Origin of the sequence: Taibaiella soli, from assembly GCF_003236175.1 — a bacterium.
GTDB lineage: Bacteria > Bacteroidota > Bacteroidia > Chitinophagales > Chitinophagaceae > QKTW01.
Genome location: NZ_QKTW01000017.1, coordinates 327,088 through 343,520 on the forward strand (window position 1 = coordinate 327,088; position 16,433 = coordinate 343,520).

The 16,433-nt window shown below is 42.9% G+C and carries 13 protein-coding genes; 8 read left to right on the top strand and 5 right to left on the bottom strand.

The features are described 5' to 3' along the window. Window positions 1-11: 11 nt before the first annotated feature. From DN068_RS12870 to DN068_RS12900, 7 genes are all read left to right on the top strand, one after another. Window positions 12-1,895 (top strand): type VI secretion system baseplate subunit TssF, encoded by a 1,884-nt coding sequence (locus tag DN068_RS12870; RefSeq protein WP_110999337.1) that lies wholly within the window; start codon window positions 12-14, stop codon window positions 1,893-1,895. Window positions 1,896-1,899: 4 nt separating this feature from the next. Next, window positions 1,900-2,835, top strand: a complete 936-nt coding sequence (locus DN068_RS12875; protein WP_110999338.1) for a type VI secretion system baseplate subunit TssG — start codon at window positions 1,900-1,902, stop codon at window positions 2,833-2,835. A 9-nt stretch (window positions 2,836-2,844) separates the two neighbouring features. Next, window positions 2,845-3,777: a TssN family type VI secretion system protein gene (locus DN068_RS12880; RefSeq protein WP_110999339.1), complete on the top strand. Its 933-nt coding sequence runs from the start codon at window positions 2,845-2,847 to the stop codon at window positions 3,775-3,777. 19 nt (window positions 3,778-3,796) lie between these two features. Beyond that, entirely contained in the window at window positions 3,797-4,930 is a 1,134-nt protein-coding gene (tssK, locus tag DN068_RS12885; RefSeq protein ID WP_110999340.1) for a type VI secretion system baseplate subunit TssK, read from the top strand. A 36-nt stretch (window positions 4,931-4,966) separates the two neighbouring features. Then, window positions 4,967-5,572 (top strand): type VI secretion system contractile sheath small subunit, encoded by a 606-nt coding sequence (locus DN068_RS12890; protein ID WP_207798925.1) that lies wholly within the window; start codon window positions 4,967-4,969, stop codon window positions 5,570-5,572. A gap of 25 nt (window positions 5,573-5,597) precedes the next feature. Continuing rightward, the gene (locus DN068_RS12895; RefSeq protein WP_110999341.1) at window positions 5,598-6,950 is read left to right on the top strand and encodes a DUF5458 family protein; all 1,353 of its coding nucleotides are present in this window, start codon (window positions 5,598-5,600) and stop codon (window positions 6,948-6,950) included. Between the two features lie 119 nt (window positions 6,951-7,069). After that, complete coding sequence (locus DN068_RS12900; RefSeq protein ID WP_110999342.1) at window positions 7,070-8,422, top strand: Fic family protein; 1,353 nt, start codon at window positions 7,070-7,072, stop codon at window positions 8,420-8,422. A gap of 180 nt (window positions 8,423-8,602) precedes the next feature. On the opposite strand, the gene DN068_RS12905 is transcribed toward DN068_RS12900, so the two are convergent. From DN068_RS12905 to DN068_RS12925, 5 genes are all read right to left on the bottom strand, one after another. Next, complete coding sequence (locus DN068_RS12905; RefSeq protein WP_110999343.1) at window positions 8,603-9,505, bottom strand: T9SS type A sorting domain-containing protein; 903 nt, start codon at window positions 9,503-9,505, stop codon at window positions 8,603-8,605. A gap of 556 nt (window positions 9,506-10,061) precedes the next feature. Continuing rightward, window positions 10,062-11,885, bottom strand: a complete 1,824-nt coding sequence (locus DN068_RS12910; protein ID WP_110999344.1) for a glycoside hydrolase family 15 protein — start codon at window positions 11,883-11,885, stop codon at window positions 10,062-10,064. A 160-nt stretch (window positions 11,886-12,045) separates the two neighbouring features. Continuing rightward, window positions 12,046-12,453, bottom strand: coding sequence for a hypothetical protein (locus DN068_RS12915; RefSeq protein WP_123985339.1), 408 nt, complete (start codon window positions 12,451-12,453; stop codon window positions 12,046-12,048). Window positions 12,454-12,717: 264 nt separating this feature from the next. Next, a complete protein-coding gene (locus DN068_RS12920; protein WP_165836390.1) occupies window positions 12,718-13,740 on the bottom strand; it encodes an IS110 family RNA-guided transposase in 1,023 nt (340 codons plus the stop codon). A gap of 557 nt (window positions 13,741-14,297) precedes the next feature. Then, window positions 14,298-15,476, bottom strand: coding sequence for a BatD family protein (locus DN068_RS12925; RefSeq protein ID WP_110999347.1), 1,179 nt, complete (start codon window positions 15,474-15,476; stop codon window positions 14,298-14,300). A 79-nt stretch (window positions 15,477-15,555) separates the two neighbouring features. On the opposite strand from DN068_RS12925, the gene DN068_RS12930 reads away from it, so the two are divergent. Further along, window positions 15,556-16,062, top strand: a complete 507-nt coding sequence (locus DN068_RS12930) for a hypothetical protein (protein ID WP_110999348.1) — start codon at window positions 15,556-15,558, stop codon at window positions 16,060-16,062. The last annotated feature ends 371 nt before the right edge of the window (window positions 16,063-16,433 follow it).

Genomic DNA, 16,433 nt, shown 5'->3' on the forward strand with positions numbered 1-16,433 from the left:
ATTGAACAGAGATGATGAGACAGGTATTAAACGTGGATTCAAAAGAGGCAATCAAAGCACGGATGTTGCAGAACGCAGCCACACTCTGGGGTATTAAAAATCCGCAGGCACTGGACCCATTCGTAAAACTTTTGATTGAAGCCTTCGCTGCAGAAATATTCCGGCTCAGTAACGAAACGGAACGGATTGAGGCACGTTTGGTCGAAAAAATAGCCAGATTGCTTACACCATCGATCTATACAATTCCTCAGCCTGCTCATGCAATCGCCCGTGCATTACCGCTTGACCCGATTTGCATATTAAACAGCGAACAGGAATTCAGACATTCGATAATACTCCCCGCACAGTACAAAGGAGATTCGGAAACAACCTTTGGAATTAACTTTACAGCGGTCGACGGCGTAGAGCTGTCCCACACCGATATCGCCTGCATTGCGACGGGATATGGCTGCAAGTGGTTTGACGCCAAAATGAACCGCAGTGCAATCGCCTATACAAATGCAATGCCCATTAACTACGGAGAAATGTGGCTTGCGCTCGACATCAGTAAAATGGGATCTGATTTTCCGGAATCGCTATCCTTCTATTTTGCCAATCCGGCATTTGAACAGCTGCAATGGATCTATCAGTTACTTCCATATGCAACGGCTAGTATAGCCGGTCATCCACTGATTATAACACCGGGCCTTTCCTATATTTCCAAACCGCTAGCCGACGGTTATGAGGAAATTTTTAATGACTTTGATATTCAAAGACGTATTACCGACGATATAAAAAAACAATACGATCCACAGTTTATTACGCTAACCGGATTTCCGGATCAAATAAAAAAACAAGTCACCAATCTACCTGCATCACTCTGCCAGAATTTTACCGCACAGGACGTTGAAAGCAATTTTACGAAACCATACCTATGGCTTAAACTGAAATTTCCACCGCAGTATACATTTGACATACTCGACCAATTTTTCGTCAGCCTGAATGCGTTTCCCCTGATCAACAGGAAATGGGAACACAAGGATTATAAAGTAGAAATCACAAGTGACAATATTCCGATAGAATCGACGGCAGGAACACATTTCCTTTCTGTTCAAAAAGTACAGGATGACCACGGCAGGCATTATACCGAAATCCCTTACGGTGGCATTAATAACATGGCGACCGGACATTATTCTGTAAGGCGGAGCGGCATGGAGCGTTATGACAAACGCAGCGCGCTCGATATCGCAAACTATATGCTGGAGCTCGGGCGCGATGAAGTAGCAGCCTTCGGGTCATTAACCAACAGCGACGGAAAAGAACCCGCAAAAGAAATTGTCATACATCTGAACCGGCTGGAACGCGCGGCAAAAGAAATACGGCGCACAGCACTCGACGCTCCGGTTTATATTGTCATTGAACCACAGGAAAAAGTAGAACAAATCAATCTCGGATATTGGGTTACCAATGGTACACTCGCCAATAATTTCAGAGCCGGACAAATATTAAAAGCAGACACAGGCGCTTTGCTGGCCGACAATACGCTTACACTGTTAAGCGCAACCAGAGGCGGAGATGGGCCGCAGACCGGCACCGACAGTATTAATGCATATCGTTATGCGCTCACCTCAAGAGACCGTATTGTCACATTTCTCGATATCAAAAATTTCTGTCAATACGAATTAAAAGGCGTTATTAAATCTGTACTGGTAAAGAAGGGAACGGCACTGAGTTCAAAGCCGAAGGAAGGATTTGTGCGTACCACCGATATATTCATTACCGTAATCAATTACAGCTCTTATCCCCAATACTATTGGCAGGCAAAAGAGCAGGAATTGATTCAGAAAATAGATGCCCGCGCAGTAGACGGTGTAACGAGGCGTGTTTTTATAGCTGCAGAAAATAAAAACGCATAATCGTATGAAACGAAAATCCATTTTACCGCGGCATCCTAACGGGCTCAAAACTGATTTCAAAGCTGAAGTTGTCGCAGCTGCGCTGCTTCAGTTTTATGACTCGGCACAAAGCGTTTATATCAAACGGCTCGGTAATCGCGGCAGAGCGAAGAAAAAGGATATCGCCCGGATATGGGAAGACCATATGTCGCTCACACCATGTGATATTGTCATTGAAGTGAACCGGGAAGGCATATACGATTACATGCCAGAAGGTGTTTTTCATAAACCCACTTTGGGAAAAATAAAGCATGGAACGGAGGCCGTTATTGCAGCCATAAGAGAACAACGACGTCAGGAAAATGACAACAGACTTTTCTTCAGTCCGTTTGAACAGGAAACTTTTTTGCAGGAAATATTTGCGCTAAGCATTGAACAACGTATCGACAACAAAGGACTACATGATAATTTGCTGCAGCTTATCTACCCGCTCTGGCCGTTGTTGGAGCAACTAGATACCGCGACCGCCAAAATTTTCATTTACCTGCTGCCATTTTTCTATATGGCCAGCGGCAATAAAAAGTGGTTTACAAAAATATTGCAGTCATTACTTGGCTATCCGATAACGATAACAGAAGTACCGCATCTCATGAAGATTGACCGGCATCATCCAGAAATCGATTTCCGGATCAAGAGATTAGGTATCAGCACGGTACTCACCGGAGATCATTTCGACGGCAATACAAACTGGCAATTAACCATTGGACCGGTTGATGCAAAAGATGCTACGGCTTTTTTACCCAACAGCAAAATGAATCAGCTGCTACTGGCCATTTATGAAAATTTCGCACCCGAAGAAACTGAAATTAAGCAGAAACTAAGCATCCGTCACAAACCTTTCCGCCTTTCCAACCGCAAAAATGAATGGAGCGGACACCTTGGCTATACAACCTTTATTTAAATACGAAACATGATACTGACAGGCATATTCATACAATATCTGCTCTTCCCGCTGATTGCATTTGCAATGATCGGCGTGATGATCCTGCTAAAAAAGAAAAACGATTTTATACAGAACAAACGACTCGTGGTTTATCCATTGGTGGCTGTACTAATTTTGGCTATTCCCGGAATCGGAGGAATGTTGGGTAATAAATTCAGCCCGTGGGGATATCTCGCAGCGCAGCTGTTCTATCTCGTTTTAGGCAGATGGCATGTTGGTTTACTACATCATTATTTCACGGGCGATCGTACCACCGTTGTACCAACCGATGAACAAAGGGAAGCGAGGAGCTACGCTATCTTTTTCGAAATAGCAATTACTATTTTGATAATGGCCATTGGCGGATACATCTTTAGCTTTCTATTCAACTGGCTGAGCCCTTATAAAGGCTACAACATAGTTGCCGTAACATGTATACTCAGCTTCATCGTTCCACTGCTGTTTCACTATACTTACCGAAGTTTTGTTGCGATTCCCTTTGCGATATATAGCGTTTGGGAAGTACCTAAAGAAAAAAACGACGACAATATAATTTCCGGCGATATCGGCAATCTGACGGTCGTCAACCTGGAGCTTACCAAGACAACCCACGACGGCAGGCGCATCACGCTTCAGGTGAAGGCCCCGGAAAATATCCCATTCGGAGATTGGATGCACCGCGTACTTATGGACCACAAGGAGAAAAATCAGTCGGACCGCATCGACACTGCTACCGAGGATGGAAATCCTTATGGCTGGGTGTTCTACATAAAACCTTCTTTTTTCCGGCCGCGCCAATATCTCGACTTTGAAAAAACAATCGCGCAAAACCATATCAAAAGAAAACACATGGTAGTATGCAGAAGAGTTATCAATGGCGAAGAAGAAAAGATAATCGCACTGGGAACACCTAATAAATAATTCAAAAAAACAGAATCGAATGATACATTCTCTGAAACACCTTTCAGTAAACTGGATTGACGGCATGCAGATTTCCGAGCAGCATTATACTGGGCAGGAATGCTTTATTGCAGACTCGCTGCGCGATGTAGCATCCTTTCAAATTAACCGGTTTAACTACGGATTGCTACCGGTTGAAGGGCTCACCGACGAGAAAGACATTTTTAATATCTACACAACTGCAACAAACGATGTGCAGCTGCATATTAAAAAATGCCACGCCGTAACTGCTGCGGGTTACCGCATCGATATGACAGAAGTTCCGGTAAATATCAATTCTCTTTCGGACACCTCTAAAGAAAAAGAGCAGACGTTTTATGTTTTGATCAGCGTGAATCCATTTGATCGGGTCCCCACCGGAGATTTCGACCCGGAAGAAATACCACCGCGGCATCTGCATGTCCGCCCGCGCTACCAGGTACAACTTGTATCGGCAAATGATATCGGCAACAATCATATTTCCGGCAACTATCTGATGGCCGGTAAAGTAATATTTCATGAAGGAGCAATTGATATCGATGCATCCTTTATTCCACCCTGTACTACGGTTAGCAGTCATCCCCGCCTGCTCGCCTATCAGCAACAGTTTACCAATGCAACAGCACAATTGCAGCAGCACGCCATGACCATTCTTCGCAAGGCTAATCATAAAAACCAGCATACAATAATTACCTCGTGCGTTACCGGCATGTGCCGGTCTCTGCTGCATCAGTTCAGCAATCAGTATTTCCATCTGCGGAACATGTCGGCAGAATTGTCGCCCGTATATCTCGTCAACAGCTTTGCCAGTCTCGCTCATGCGCTGTATGTCTGCATCAATACCATGCAAGACGCCGATAAAGAAACGACGCTCAATTACTGTGCTGAATGGAGCGCTGTGCCACCGCACGCACTGCTCACCGCGTTGTCTTCGGTGGTAGAAATTAACTACAACCATTACAAAGCCGGTGAATACATGGAAACAATTGCGACAATGCTTACCAAACTGAAAATGATCTGGGAAAAACTGGCAGCCCTGGAATATCTGGGTCAACAACGTGAAAATATTATCGTCAGTGAACAGGTCATCACGCAAACGATAAAACAAAACAAAGGCTGGAGTCCGTTTGATTAAATAAGAAATCATGTCAGCAAACAAATTTCAAAACTGATGGGCTTTCCGTTTCACAGTGCATTCAAAAAAATCAGAAGTATGCTGGGATTGAGTCCCAGAGCACCAGACCGTGCGCAGGAAATTCCAGACAAAAATGAGTCCAATAACAATGGTCTAAATATTATTCTTAATCAATCAAAAAATAACACTATGTCAATGTTCAGTTACGGTGTAGGCGGCAACGAAGTAAAAATAGATGCCAACGAAGCCATTCAGGAGATTCAGGAAAACAAAACGCTTATGGTGGCACAGCTCACCAGCGACGTTCCAACCAAGCCTGAAGTCATTACCAATTTGCGGACTGTAGAAGATGTCTTCCGTCATTTTCAACCAACCATTAAAGTGGAACACGAAACTGCCGACGGCCAAACAAGAAAAGAAGATTTCAACTTTAAAACCGTTGCCGATTTCACACCGGATGGCATTACACAGCAAAGCGCATTTCTGAAAGAGCTCAATCTGCAGCAGGAGCAGTACAACACTATCATCCGCCAAATGAAGACCAACAAAGTGCTGCGCGCGATGCTGGAAAATCCGGAAAACAAACAGGCCTTCATACAGGCTTTAAAAGCGGTAGCTACTGAATTACAAAACGCACAATAATTAATCATCCACGAAAGACAAAATAATGGCAAAATCACAAAATGCAACAGCTGTTGCCGAACATCAGGGACTTGTTGCCGAAGTAATGGAAAGTCTGCAGCCGCTCGCTAAAGTAGGCGGTTTCGATTTCCTGGAATCAGTAGTAGAAGGCCTTGCCAATCTCAATCCCGAACGCAAAGCACGCAAGCAGATCTTCTTAACTGATAAAGAAAAGAAAACGGATCGTGATGCACTAACACAAAAGGTAAACCTCTGGATCAACCTGCTGGAAACTGCGGACTCTACTGAACAAATGATTGACCACTGCAAAAAACAGGCGGATCAGGCGAAAACGGTATTGCAGAAAAATCTCAAAAATACACTGGAAGCCACACGTGAGCTCGAAACCAGCTACCGTACCGTTGCACAGTTCTATAAAAACACAGAACTCGAAAAAGTGCCGAATGTGCATATCGTAAATGCCTCTATGGAGCAAATGACAGACCTGGATAATCCAGTTTTCGTCAATGCCATCGCAGGCGAATTCAAACAACATTATGACCGCCTCGATCTTCGTGAGAACTACTCTATCCTCGCAATACCTGGTTATCTGGGCTCCAATAAAGTGCTGGAGAAATGGGCTAAAATCTGTAACGAAAACAAAGTGATGCTTGTTACAGATTTCGCTAATCTCGACAAACCGGATGACGTAGTAGATATGTTTGATGCTGCAAACCTCACTGGTGGCGAATTGCACCGGAGCAATGTCATCATGACCTGCAACTGGCTTGTGGGCCGGGGAAAGGCTGCCGAGATTGGGGAAGAGGACGATATTTATATGCCGCCTTCTACTTCACTGGCCGGCAAAATCTATAAGACACTCATGTCGCAGGTGTCTGCTGGTAAAAAATTCGGCAACATGAATGAGGTCGATGCGGTACGTTTCGAGCTGAAGAAAAGTGAAATTTCCCATCTGGAAAGAATTGGATTGGTGCCAATGGTAAGTGAATATGGCAAGATCATGGCATTCTCCGCAAAAACTTTGTTCACCGGCGACAATATCGGTCTTCAGACTTATTCCGTAGTGCGCGTGTTTGACTATGTCACAAAAGTATTGCTCGACTTCTTAAACCGCCGTGCGTTTGAAAACTGGAACAGCAAAAATGAAGACAATCTACGTATGCAGATTGTACAATTCCTGGATAGCATTAAGGGTCCCGACAAACTGATCGAGAAATTCAAGATCACCCGCCTGGAGCAGGATCCGATCAAGAAAGACCAGGTGTGGCTCGATATCCGCCTGACACCTTATTTTCCAGCCAAAAGTTTTGTGATAAAGCTGGACGGTCACAAAGGAGACGATGGCAACGAATGGAACGCTGACTACGAGCAGGAATAAGCACAACAGAAACGCCCGGTCTCCCGGGCGTTTTGCTTTTTAAAAATGTCCGCGCCCATACCAAACATAAATTTTCGTCAGGAAGGATTTATCTTTAAGAGAATTTTTGAGATGTTGTTATGCCATATGCCGAAAAATTAACCCAAATCGAAAGTCTGCGAAATATCATTGACCAGTACGGCCCGATTTCTAATGATTTACTAAAGAAAATCAATTATAAATTCAGACTGGAATGGAACTACACGTCCAATAGCATGGAAGGTAACAGCCTGACCAAACAGGAAACCCGTAGCGTAATGGTTGGTAATATTACTGTTGGTGGCAAACCAATGAAGGATATTCTGGAAATGAAAGGGCATGATGACCTGATCAGTGACATCCTGAAAATGTCAAAAGGTGAGCTTAATATTTCGGAAAAGAGAATTAAGGAAATACACAAAGCCATTGTACATGAGGACGACCCGGCCAAACAAAAAATGATAGGAAAATGGAAGCTCGATCCAAATTATCTGTACAACTATAAGCAGGAACGTTTTGATTTCGTTGCACCTGGCGACGTTGAGGACGCGATGCACCAACTGATAAACTGGCTAAATGGCGAAAAAGATAAAATCAGCAGGCAGGCGAACGATGCCATGCATCCTGTAACATTGGCGTTCGAGTTTCATCTCAAATACATTACCGTTCATCCGTTTCACGACGGAAATGGCCGTACCGCAAGAATTCTGACCAATATCATTTTGATTGCGTATGGATTGCCCCCTATCTACATTACAGAAACTGAGAAAAAACTCTATTATCAATACCTTGCCGACATTCAAGGTTATGGCGGCGAACCTGATCTTTTCTATGATTTCATGGCTGATAGACTGATCCGTTCCATGGAACTCGTCATTGATGCGATAGAAGGCCGGACAATTGAAGAACCGGATGATCTGAAAAAGAAACTTTCATTACTCAAGAAACAGTTGGGGCAAGACCCTAATTCCAGAGTTGAAATCAGATATAGCAATGATGCTGTTGCAAATGCAATTAAAAAAAGCATCATTCCATTAACTGAAATCTGGGAAAATAAATTGCGGAATTTTGACGCTCTCTTTAAGTCGAGAGAAATTCGGGTTTCGGCTTCAAATCTGACTCGTAAAGGGATTGAAGCGAATAAAACACTTAACGATTTTTGCCAAGGGATGTTGACTTCAATTATGAAATCTGCTGTCAAAGTAACCGACGTCCGCATCAGATGCAACTTTAAAAACTTAAGAACAATCGATAAAGAGTTGAACATTAACGGAGGCGAAATAAATGTTCAATTCCATGACCATCTTTATGAAATAATCTATTCTGGTGCCAATCAATCAATCACCAAACTGTACGACCAATTTTTAACGGAAGCCGAAATAGAATCAATTACCGATTCCATCGGTAATTGGGCTTTTAACGAGATCGAAGAAATTGTAGCACGCGAAAAATAGATAACAACACAAACATCTGATGTTTAGCACAACATCAAACAAACAGAAAAAGCGGTTGTCACATGACAACCGCTTTTTTATTTAGTTTCCCCGACAGACGGAAAAAATTGGGTGAACAGTAAGTCCACCCAAGTCGGTTCATTAGACAATGATCCGATCCACCCACGAAAGATTACTTAATTATTGTTTTACGATTTTGAAAGATTCGTTGCCTTGTTTAGACAGAATGTTCAGGATGTACATACCTGCAGGCAGTTGTTGAATATCCATCTGGCTAGTGCTGCCGTTGCTTACCGGAACAACAGAAACTTTAGAACCCATCAGATCAGTCAGCAGAATCGTTGCGTCAGTTGCAGCACCGCTGATGTTGATTTTACCATTAGTAACAGTCGGATAAACTTTAGTACCAGTTGTAGCATTACCGGCAGTGAGTTTAAGCGTTCTAACATCGCTGAAAGACATTTCACCGCTGTAGTCAACAGTTACGAGACGGTAGTATACCTGGCCGCTGATTTCAGAAGCGTTATCAGTATAAGAATAGTGTTGCGTCAGATCAGAAGAAACTGCAGCTGGTTTGTCTTTACCGATTTCTTTCCAGTTAGTACCATCAGTGCTTCTTTGGATAGAGAAGAAGTTTACATTTTTCTCAGTTTCAGTAGTCCAGTTGATTTGAACCGAAGAACCGCTTGCGCTAGCCGTAAAAGAAGACAATGTAATTGGCAGTGGCGTTGGAGCAACTAAACAAGTGTTAGAACCGCTGCCAGTCACAAACTGAATGCTTTGACCAGCGAGAGAGGTTAACGAAGTTTGGTTTGAATTGCAAGAACCGCCGCCGCCGCCGGATTTAAATGATGCCGGAGATGCACTTGTACCTGCACCGCTAACGAATGTATAAGTGCTACCGTTGTAAACAACACTTACACCACTAAATGAACTTGGTCCATTGCCGTTCCACGTCAGGAAAATACAGAAGCTATTGGCAGAGATTGTTGCGCCGCTAACGCAATTGATTTGAGCGCTAGTCTGAGACGTAGACGCAAAGAGGCTTAATGCCAGCATTGGCATGAGTAAAAGTGATTTCATTTTGCTTTCGTTTTATTTTGATTAAATAGAAGGTAAATCCAGTAACGAGTAGGGGGTCACGATACAGTCAAAGGGTTGACCGATTAAATCTGGCGAACATAGTAAGCCCGTAACTACAGGTGCGTATGTTTAGATATTAGCCGTAAAATTGTCTGATTATTTTCGGAGCAATACACTGCTCTATGTCAAATATGACATTAGGTTGGTCTTTCGTTTCATCTTGGGTGTGTTTTAAATAAATGCTTTCGTTCCGCAAACATACAATTTAAATATTACGATAAAAGGAAAATTTCATCATTAACAAAAAAATCACCAAAATTGGGGAGCTCTCAAAAGCGCTACAGATGGGCGTATCAGAACATGAACGCATTTATCCGACTTTGCTTCTTTAAAAATTACTAATATAAAAACTGAATTATTTAATCATCATTTCAATCCAAATGCTGCGATTGCAAAAGCAATTATTCCCAATTTAAAACAGCTTTGATTTCATCCGTTGCTTACCGATGCAACAGCGTTTCAAAATCGAAATATGGCACTTCATACTTTCAAAATGTTAGTAGTTCACGTCTTTGTTTCTTACATCGTTGAGTTGCTCATCGAGATTACAGGCCGCACTGATCAAACCCAGATGGGTAAAGGCTTGCGGGAAGTTACCGAGGTGCTCGCCTTCAAAGCCAAGCTGCTCTGAATAAAGACCGAGATGATTGGCATAACCAAGCATTTTCTCAAAATAAAATCTTGCTTTTTCCAACTGACCTGAGCGCGACAAACATTCTACATACCAAAACGTACACATAGAAAACGTCCCTTCATGACTGATGAAACCGTCCGGTGCCGCAAGGTCTGGCTTGTAACGATAGACCAGCGAATCCGACACCAGGTCTCTTTCAATTGCTTTCAAAGTAGAAAGCCATCGCGGATCTTTCGGACTGATAAACTCTACGATCGGCATCAGTAAGGTAGATGCATCAACACTGCTGGCGCCGGGATATTGCACAAATGCCTGCAGTTTTTCGTCCCAGAAATCGTTGTATATCGATTCGAATATTTTATCGCGCGCTACCTTCCATTTAGCATTTAACGGAAACGAACGGTTTCTCGCCAGCTTGATCGCTCTGTCTAAAGCCACCCAACACTGCAATCGCGAGTAAAGAAATTTTCTTCTGCCACCACGCACCTCCCATATGCCTTCATCCGGCTGATCCCAATTTTTACTCAACCAATCGATCTGTTGTTCGAGGTCTTTCCAAAAATCGTATGAAATAGGCTCCCCGTGTTTGTCGTAGAGATGTACGGCATTCATCAGCTCACCGTAGATATCGAGCTGGAGCTGCCCATAAGCGTCATTACCAATACGGATGGGCTGCGAGTCACGATAGCCGGAAAACCCTTTCAATACATTTTCTTTCAGCTGCGGATGCCCATCAATCGAATACATAATACCCAGACGGCTCTGACCTTTGATGTCCTCACACTGCTTCTCCACCCATTGCATAAATGCACCGGCTTCTTTTTTATAACCCAGCTTCATCAACGCATTTACTGTAAAAGAAGCATCCCTGATCCAGGTGTAACGATAATCCCAGTTGCGCTGACCGCCAATCGTTTCCGGCAAACCGAAAGTTGCGGCTGCAATTATAGATCCATATTGAAATGAGGTAAGCTGTTTTAAAACAAGCGCCGAACGATTGACTGTTTCCATCCACCGGCCGCGATAGGTAGAGTGCCCTACCCAATCCTTCCAATAATTAACCGTGCGAAATAAACTATCAGTGATAAAAGTTTCAAAGTCTTCTTTCCCTACCTGCCCTTTATCAACCTGCTCCAATAAAAAATCCGCCGTCTGACCCGCGCCCAGCGTAAATTCCGCGATTGCATCATTGCCTTTTACGTGCAGGGGCACCGAGCTTTTCAGCCGCAAAACAATTTTATCTCTTCCTTTGCTGGTGAATATTAGCTCGTATCGCGATTTCCGCTTAATCTGATGTTTGCTTCGTCCATAATTAAACCGCGGTACACACTTCATTTTATAATTTACATTTCCCCGCACCGTTGTCACTCGCCGGATCAATTCTTTACCATCATACTCTTCGGCCACAGGCATAAAATCGGTGATTTCACCCACACCATCGGTTGATAAAAAACGGGTGAGCAACACGTTTGTATCAGGCAGATAAATCTGCTTGGTTTTCATCTCTGCGAATTCCGGCTGAATGTAAAAGTAACCGCCTTTTTGATCGTCGAGTAAGGCTGCGAATATGGTGGGTGAATCAAAATTGGGGAAACACATAAAATCAATCGAGCCGTTTAGCCCTACCAAGGCAACAGTATTAAGGTCTCCGATTACTCCATAGTTTTCTATTGGCTGATATCCCATACGTCTGATGTTTTCGGGTTCAACTACCCCAAAGTTCCTGTTTATCCAGCAAATAAACCATGCCGCGGATCATCAAGGTATAAATTTTAAGTTCTAAGTTTTATGTTTTAAGTTCTACGTTATGGGTTGTACGTTCTCAGCCGTAGACCTTTGACCATTACTACCATCCCTGTTCTATAATTCTGATGGTGATATCGCCCTTATTATCTACCAGCCAGTAATAATGAATTTTAACGCCGTACTTGATTATATAAGCGAGACAATCACGGAAACGTGTAGGATCAACGCCCCGACCACCGTTTTGCATAGCTACGACAAAACCTTGATAGGTTTTCGGTTTGATGGGTGTTTTAAAATAGCGACAATCCCAGTTGACGGAGTCAATATTGGTGAAAACCATTACACTTTTGTGTGGTGAAATACCGTGACCGGAACAACCCGTCCCTTCCTGAGTAGCGCCCATTCCGTAATAGAGATCAAACTCTGTTTCATTATCAATCGTAAACTTTTGACCGCAACAATTGAGCGCGGAAATCAATAATGCTGAAAGGATGACTATTCGCAGCATAAGAAGCGGTTTTACGGTAAAGCTTTGACTGCAGATCATCGTCAAAGTTGAAAACAAAATTACAGGATTGTGCGTTGCGAGATTTAAGTCTTTAAGTTGTACGTTTTAAGCTGTAAGTCCTAAGTTGTAAGTTGAAAAAATTAACTGTTTTGACTTTTGCCCTTCAACTCCGCTCAGGATAACGACGCCCCGCTAAATGTGGGCACACAATGCGCGGGATCCCTCTTGCATCGGGATGATTGCTATGACTTAGCCAAACAATTTTTATGCTGCTTTTTGATAGTTATCTACATATTTTCTTTGATTCTTAATGACGGCCACGACCCTTAGAACCATTTTATTCCTGATTGCATTAATTATAGCCAGATCATGTTTCCCTTCCGCTTTTTTGCGTTCGTAATAATTACGGAACTCAGAATTATGAGTTGCAACCGATCTCGCTCCCATATGCAATAATTTCTTTAGCTCCTTGTTAGCCATTTTGTGCACCTTATTCCGACCTCTTATACTACTACCGCTGCTATGCCCAAACGGAACTACTCCTGCATACGACGCAAGTTGCTTGCCGCTTACATTACCAGCAAAATTGTTAGTGCAACAGATCAGGTAAATGGTAGTTACGTGACCTATACCCGGAACGCTCAGCAGCAGATCATAACTCCTCTTGATCGCTTCGCTGGCCGTTATTATTCTCAATATCTGCGCCTCCACTTCTTCGAGTGATTTTTTGAGTCCCTCTGTAGCTGGCTTGTGTGCCGATTCCATCAGCTGCTGTACATCTGGCGTATTAGCCCGTTTCAATCCATGCAGATATACATTTATACTGTTACATTGGCTGATAAGCCGACTACGCGCAGTAAACAAATCTTTGAGTTTGAGCAAAACAGGATCCAATGCCGGTGTGGCTTTTAGATCGTCGGCATGCCTTAAGCAATATATACATAAACGCTGGCTGTCTACCAGATCATTTTTACCTCGTGTTATACCTTGGCTCCATTTAATCTGCGCCGCATTACCAATATGGATAGGTAGATTTTTATTGCTGCAATATGCCCACAATAACCTATGATACACACCTGTATTCTCGACGACCAGAAGGCTATTTCCATTGAAGGGAACTTCATTCTCCTTTAGCCATTTATTGAGCTGTTTGATGCCTTGCTCATCATTATTAAAACGAACCGATATCATCGCTTGTTTTTCATTATCGATAACGCTGATCATCGAAAGATCAAACCACGACTTTGACACATCAATACCCAGATAACATTGTTTTTCCTTTTTCATAATTTTGTTCACTCTTATTAAAGTTTGGCTAACCATTTTTGCCCCATCGTCCAAGTCCTTAATAGTGGGTCTCAAGCCCTAATTGCTATATGGACACAAAGGGAAAAATCAGCAGGGGATTTTATCATCCCATAGGTATTAAAACCTTGACAAAGTTGTTAATGCGTCCCTGCTGAGGTTAGTCTTTATCCACATAAAATTGTGGATTCTAAAGAAAAAAGAAGCAAAAAAGAAATAGTAATAATAATAGTAATGTCTTTAAGAAATTGCCAAGGCAAATCTAAAGGACAAACGCGAGTGAAATTGTATAACAACACAGTCATGTCGACGAAGGAGACATCCCGCGAAATAAGAGCACAACATCACACGAGACCCTTCCTTCATCAGGACAAACGCGAGTGAAATTGTATAACAACATGGTCATGTCGACGAAGGAGACATCCCGCGAAATAAGAGCACAACATCACACGAGACCCTTCCTTCATCAGGATGACAAACGCGAGTAGAACATTCTATCGCAAACATCAGATGACAATAGAATTTTTTGACTGTTGACGCTATCCGCGCTTTTTCGCCGGACTGATTTTCATGCCCGCATAAAAGCCATGATATCGGTCATTTCCATCGTTAAATTCATTGCGGAGTGCCATGATCATTTGATACAGCGCCTCAGCTTTTGCCGTGCTACGTTTCGAAATTATCAGCATGCAGTTCATTGAATCTCCACGCGGCTCAATTGCCGTCATCGAATCTATCCCATATCCATTCTTCATTGCATAGTCTGAAAAATGCTGCAGATTTGTAATTGCCCTCGAATAAAACTTAAAATAAACGGGTCTGCGCATATTCAGATCATCTTTGAGATGCGACAACAATGCTGCTTTCAATTCTGCCTCTTCCCATGCCTGCCGCATTTGACTCAGTTTATTTTCTTCGAAGAAAGAATTCCAACCGCTACTCTGCTCCATAAATGTAGCCATGCGGATATTATATTTGTGCGCTGCATAAACCTTTTCGATTATCGCACGCAAACCTGTGGTGTCTTTCACAGAATAGTAATTCCGAAGCTCATGACGAAACATTAAAGTACCCGTACCAGTTACCCCGGCGCGATTGTGGAGACTGCTGTCTATTTCATTCAACACAGCCACCATCTTCATCGAATCTTCCCCCGCGGCTGCATTGTAATTGTGATAAACAGAACCGGCCGAAACCACGAATGCACCGTCACCGGCAAACTTTTGAAACTGTTCCAGAAATTCCGACCATTGAAAATCTTTAAAACCCGGCAGATCGCTTACAAATTCATCGTACACCAAAAAATTGGTTTCCTTTTGCAAAAATTTTCCAGCCACCACCTTCAGCAATACACTGTCGGACCTATAGACCTTACCTGTGCTGCTTTTCATGATCGCCGGACCCAGCAAAATGTCTCCTTCATGACGGGCTCTTAACTTGAAACGATATTCTTGAGATGCTTTGGTCACTGAATCACCGATTCTTGTCACGGAGCTGCTCTCCGACATAAACGGGCCAGCAATGACATCAAACTGACTCAAACTGGGTGGAATAATTCTAATATCTCTGTTGGGTCCTTCAAAATAAATCCTGCAATCGAAAGTATCTTTTGTTCCCACCTGTGAGTGTTTAACTTCGAGCCTGAAAATTGGCTGTGCGGACACATGAAATGCGGTTAGCAGCAAAAAACTGAAAAAGGTATACAGGCGGAGCGGCATAGGAGTAAAATTTCAGTAAAATATAAAATACCCGGGGAGAAAGAAAGAGGGCTGCCGAACTATTGACTATTTTTAGACAATGATACAACGCCGGTTTTCAAAGGATGCTGAAGATGTAATCCGGGTTTCAAGAGAACTGGCGCTGCAACTTGGCTACGATTATATTTCCATCCTGCATTTTTTTCTGGCCGATTGCCATTTAAATAAATCTTCCTCCATCCGGAAATTCTGTTTTAAGGAAGATGCCGAATTCAATTCTTTTCTGGAGGCAAACAAAAGAGGACCTGCAATCATTATCATGGAAAATGTACCGCTGACGAAAGATGCTGAAATCATTTTAAAACAGGCCGCTGTCGAATCTTATTTATTTGCCGCAAAACGGATTCAGCCCTCTCATATTTTTATTGCTGCGGCAAAAGTTTCCGAAAGCTTTAAAAGTATATTTCCCGACACACCGAATTTGTACGAACGGCTAATTCAGTACTATACATCCATAGGTGAACTCCAAAACCCGCCAACGAAATTCAGAAAATGGCTGGCCAATAAGACGTTCAGGAAGTTGGGCGTGATTACTATTAAGTTTTGACTAGAATTTGCTGCCCGGAGCTAGCTTTTTCTAGCCCGAAGGTGCAATGTTCTACCCCAGAGCCAGGATTTTGTAGCTCAGAGGTAGAACATCCTGGCTTTGAGGTAGGATTTCCTGGCTCAGAGGTAGGAATTCCTACCTTTTACGTAGAAAGTTCTGGCTTCGACCTAGGATTTCCTTGCTTTGACCCAGGACGTTCCAGCTTTGAGGTAGGAATTTGAACCTTTGAGGTAGAGACTTTTGCCTATTCAGTAGTTTTTCTAAGCTTTGAGGTATTGGGAATTAATTTGGAGGTGCCGGCAATAAAGAGAAAATATTAAGGAATAATCCAGACGACAGAACGCTAAAGATCGTCATGGAGCATCAACCCA

Bases quoted from the DNA above. Each gene is read 5' to 3' on its own strand.
- DN068_RS12870 (WP_110999337.1), top strand. From the start codon at position 12: ATGATGAGACAGGTATTAAACGTGGATTCAAAAGAGGCAATCAAAGCA.
- DN068_RS12875 (WP_110999338.1), top strand. From the start codon at position 1,900: ATGAAACGAAAATCCATTTTACCGCGGCATCCTAACGGGCTCAAAACT.
- DN068_RS12880 (WP_110999339.1), top strand. From the start codon at position 2,845: ATGATACTGACAGGCATATTCATACAATATCTGCTCTTCCCGCTGATT.
- tssK (WP_110999340.1), top strand. From the start codon at position 3,797: ATGATACATTCTCTGAAACACCTTTCAGTAAACTGGATTGACGGCATG.
- DN068_RS12890 (WP_207798925.1), top strand. From the start codon at position 4,967: ATGGGCTTTCCGTTTCACAGTGCATTCAAAAAAATCAGAAGTATGCTG.
- DN068_RS12895 (WP_110999341.1), top strand. From the start codon at position 5,598: ATGGCAAAATCACAAAATGCAACAGCTGTTGCCGAACATCAGGGACTT.
- DN068_RS12900 (WP_110999342.1), top strand. From the start codon at position 7,070: ATGCCATATGCCGAAAAATTAACCCAAATCGAAAGTCTGCGAAATATC.
- DN068_RS12905 (WP_110999343.1), bottom strand. From the start codon at position 9,505: ATGAAATCACTTTTACTCATGCCAATGCTGGCATTAAGCCTCTTTGCG.
- DN068_RS12910 (WP_110999344.1), bottom strand. From the start codon at position 11,885: ATGGGATATCAGCCAATAGAAAACTATGGAGTAATCGGAGACCTTAAT.
- DN068_RS12915 (WP_123985339.1), bottom strand. From the start codon at position 12,453: ATGCTGCGAATAGTCATCCTTTCAGCATTATTGATTTCCGCGCTCAAT.
- DN068_RS12920 (WP_165836390.1), bottom strand. From the start codon at position 13,740: ATGAAAAAGGAAAAACAATGTTATCTGGGTATTGATGTGTCAAAGTCG.
- DN068_RS12925 (WP_110999347.1), bottom strand. From the start codon at position 15,476: ATGCCGCTCCGCCTGTATACCTTTTTCAGTTTTTTGCTGCTAACCGCA.
- DN068_RS12930 (WP_110999348.1), top strand. From the start codon at position 15,556: ATGATACAACGCCGGTTTTCAAAGGATGCTGAAGATGTAATCCGGGTT.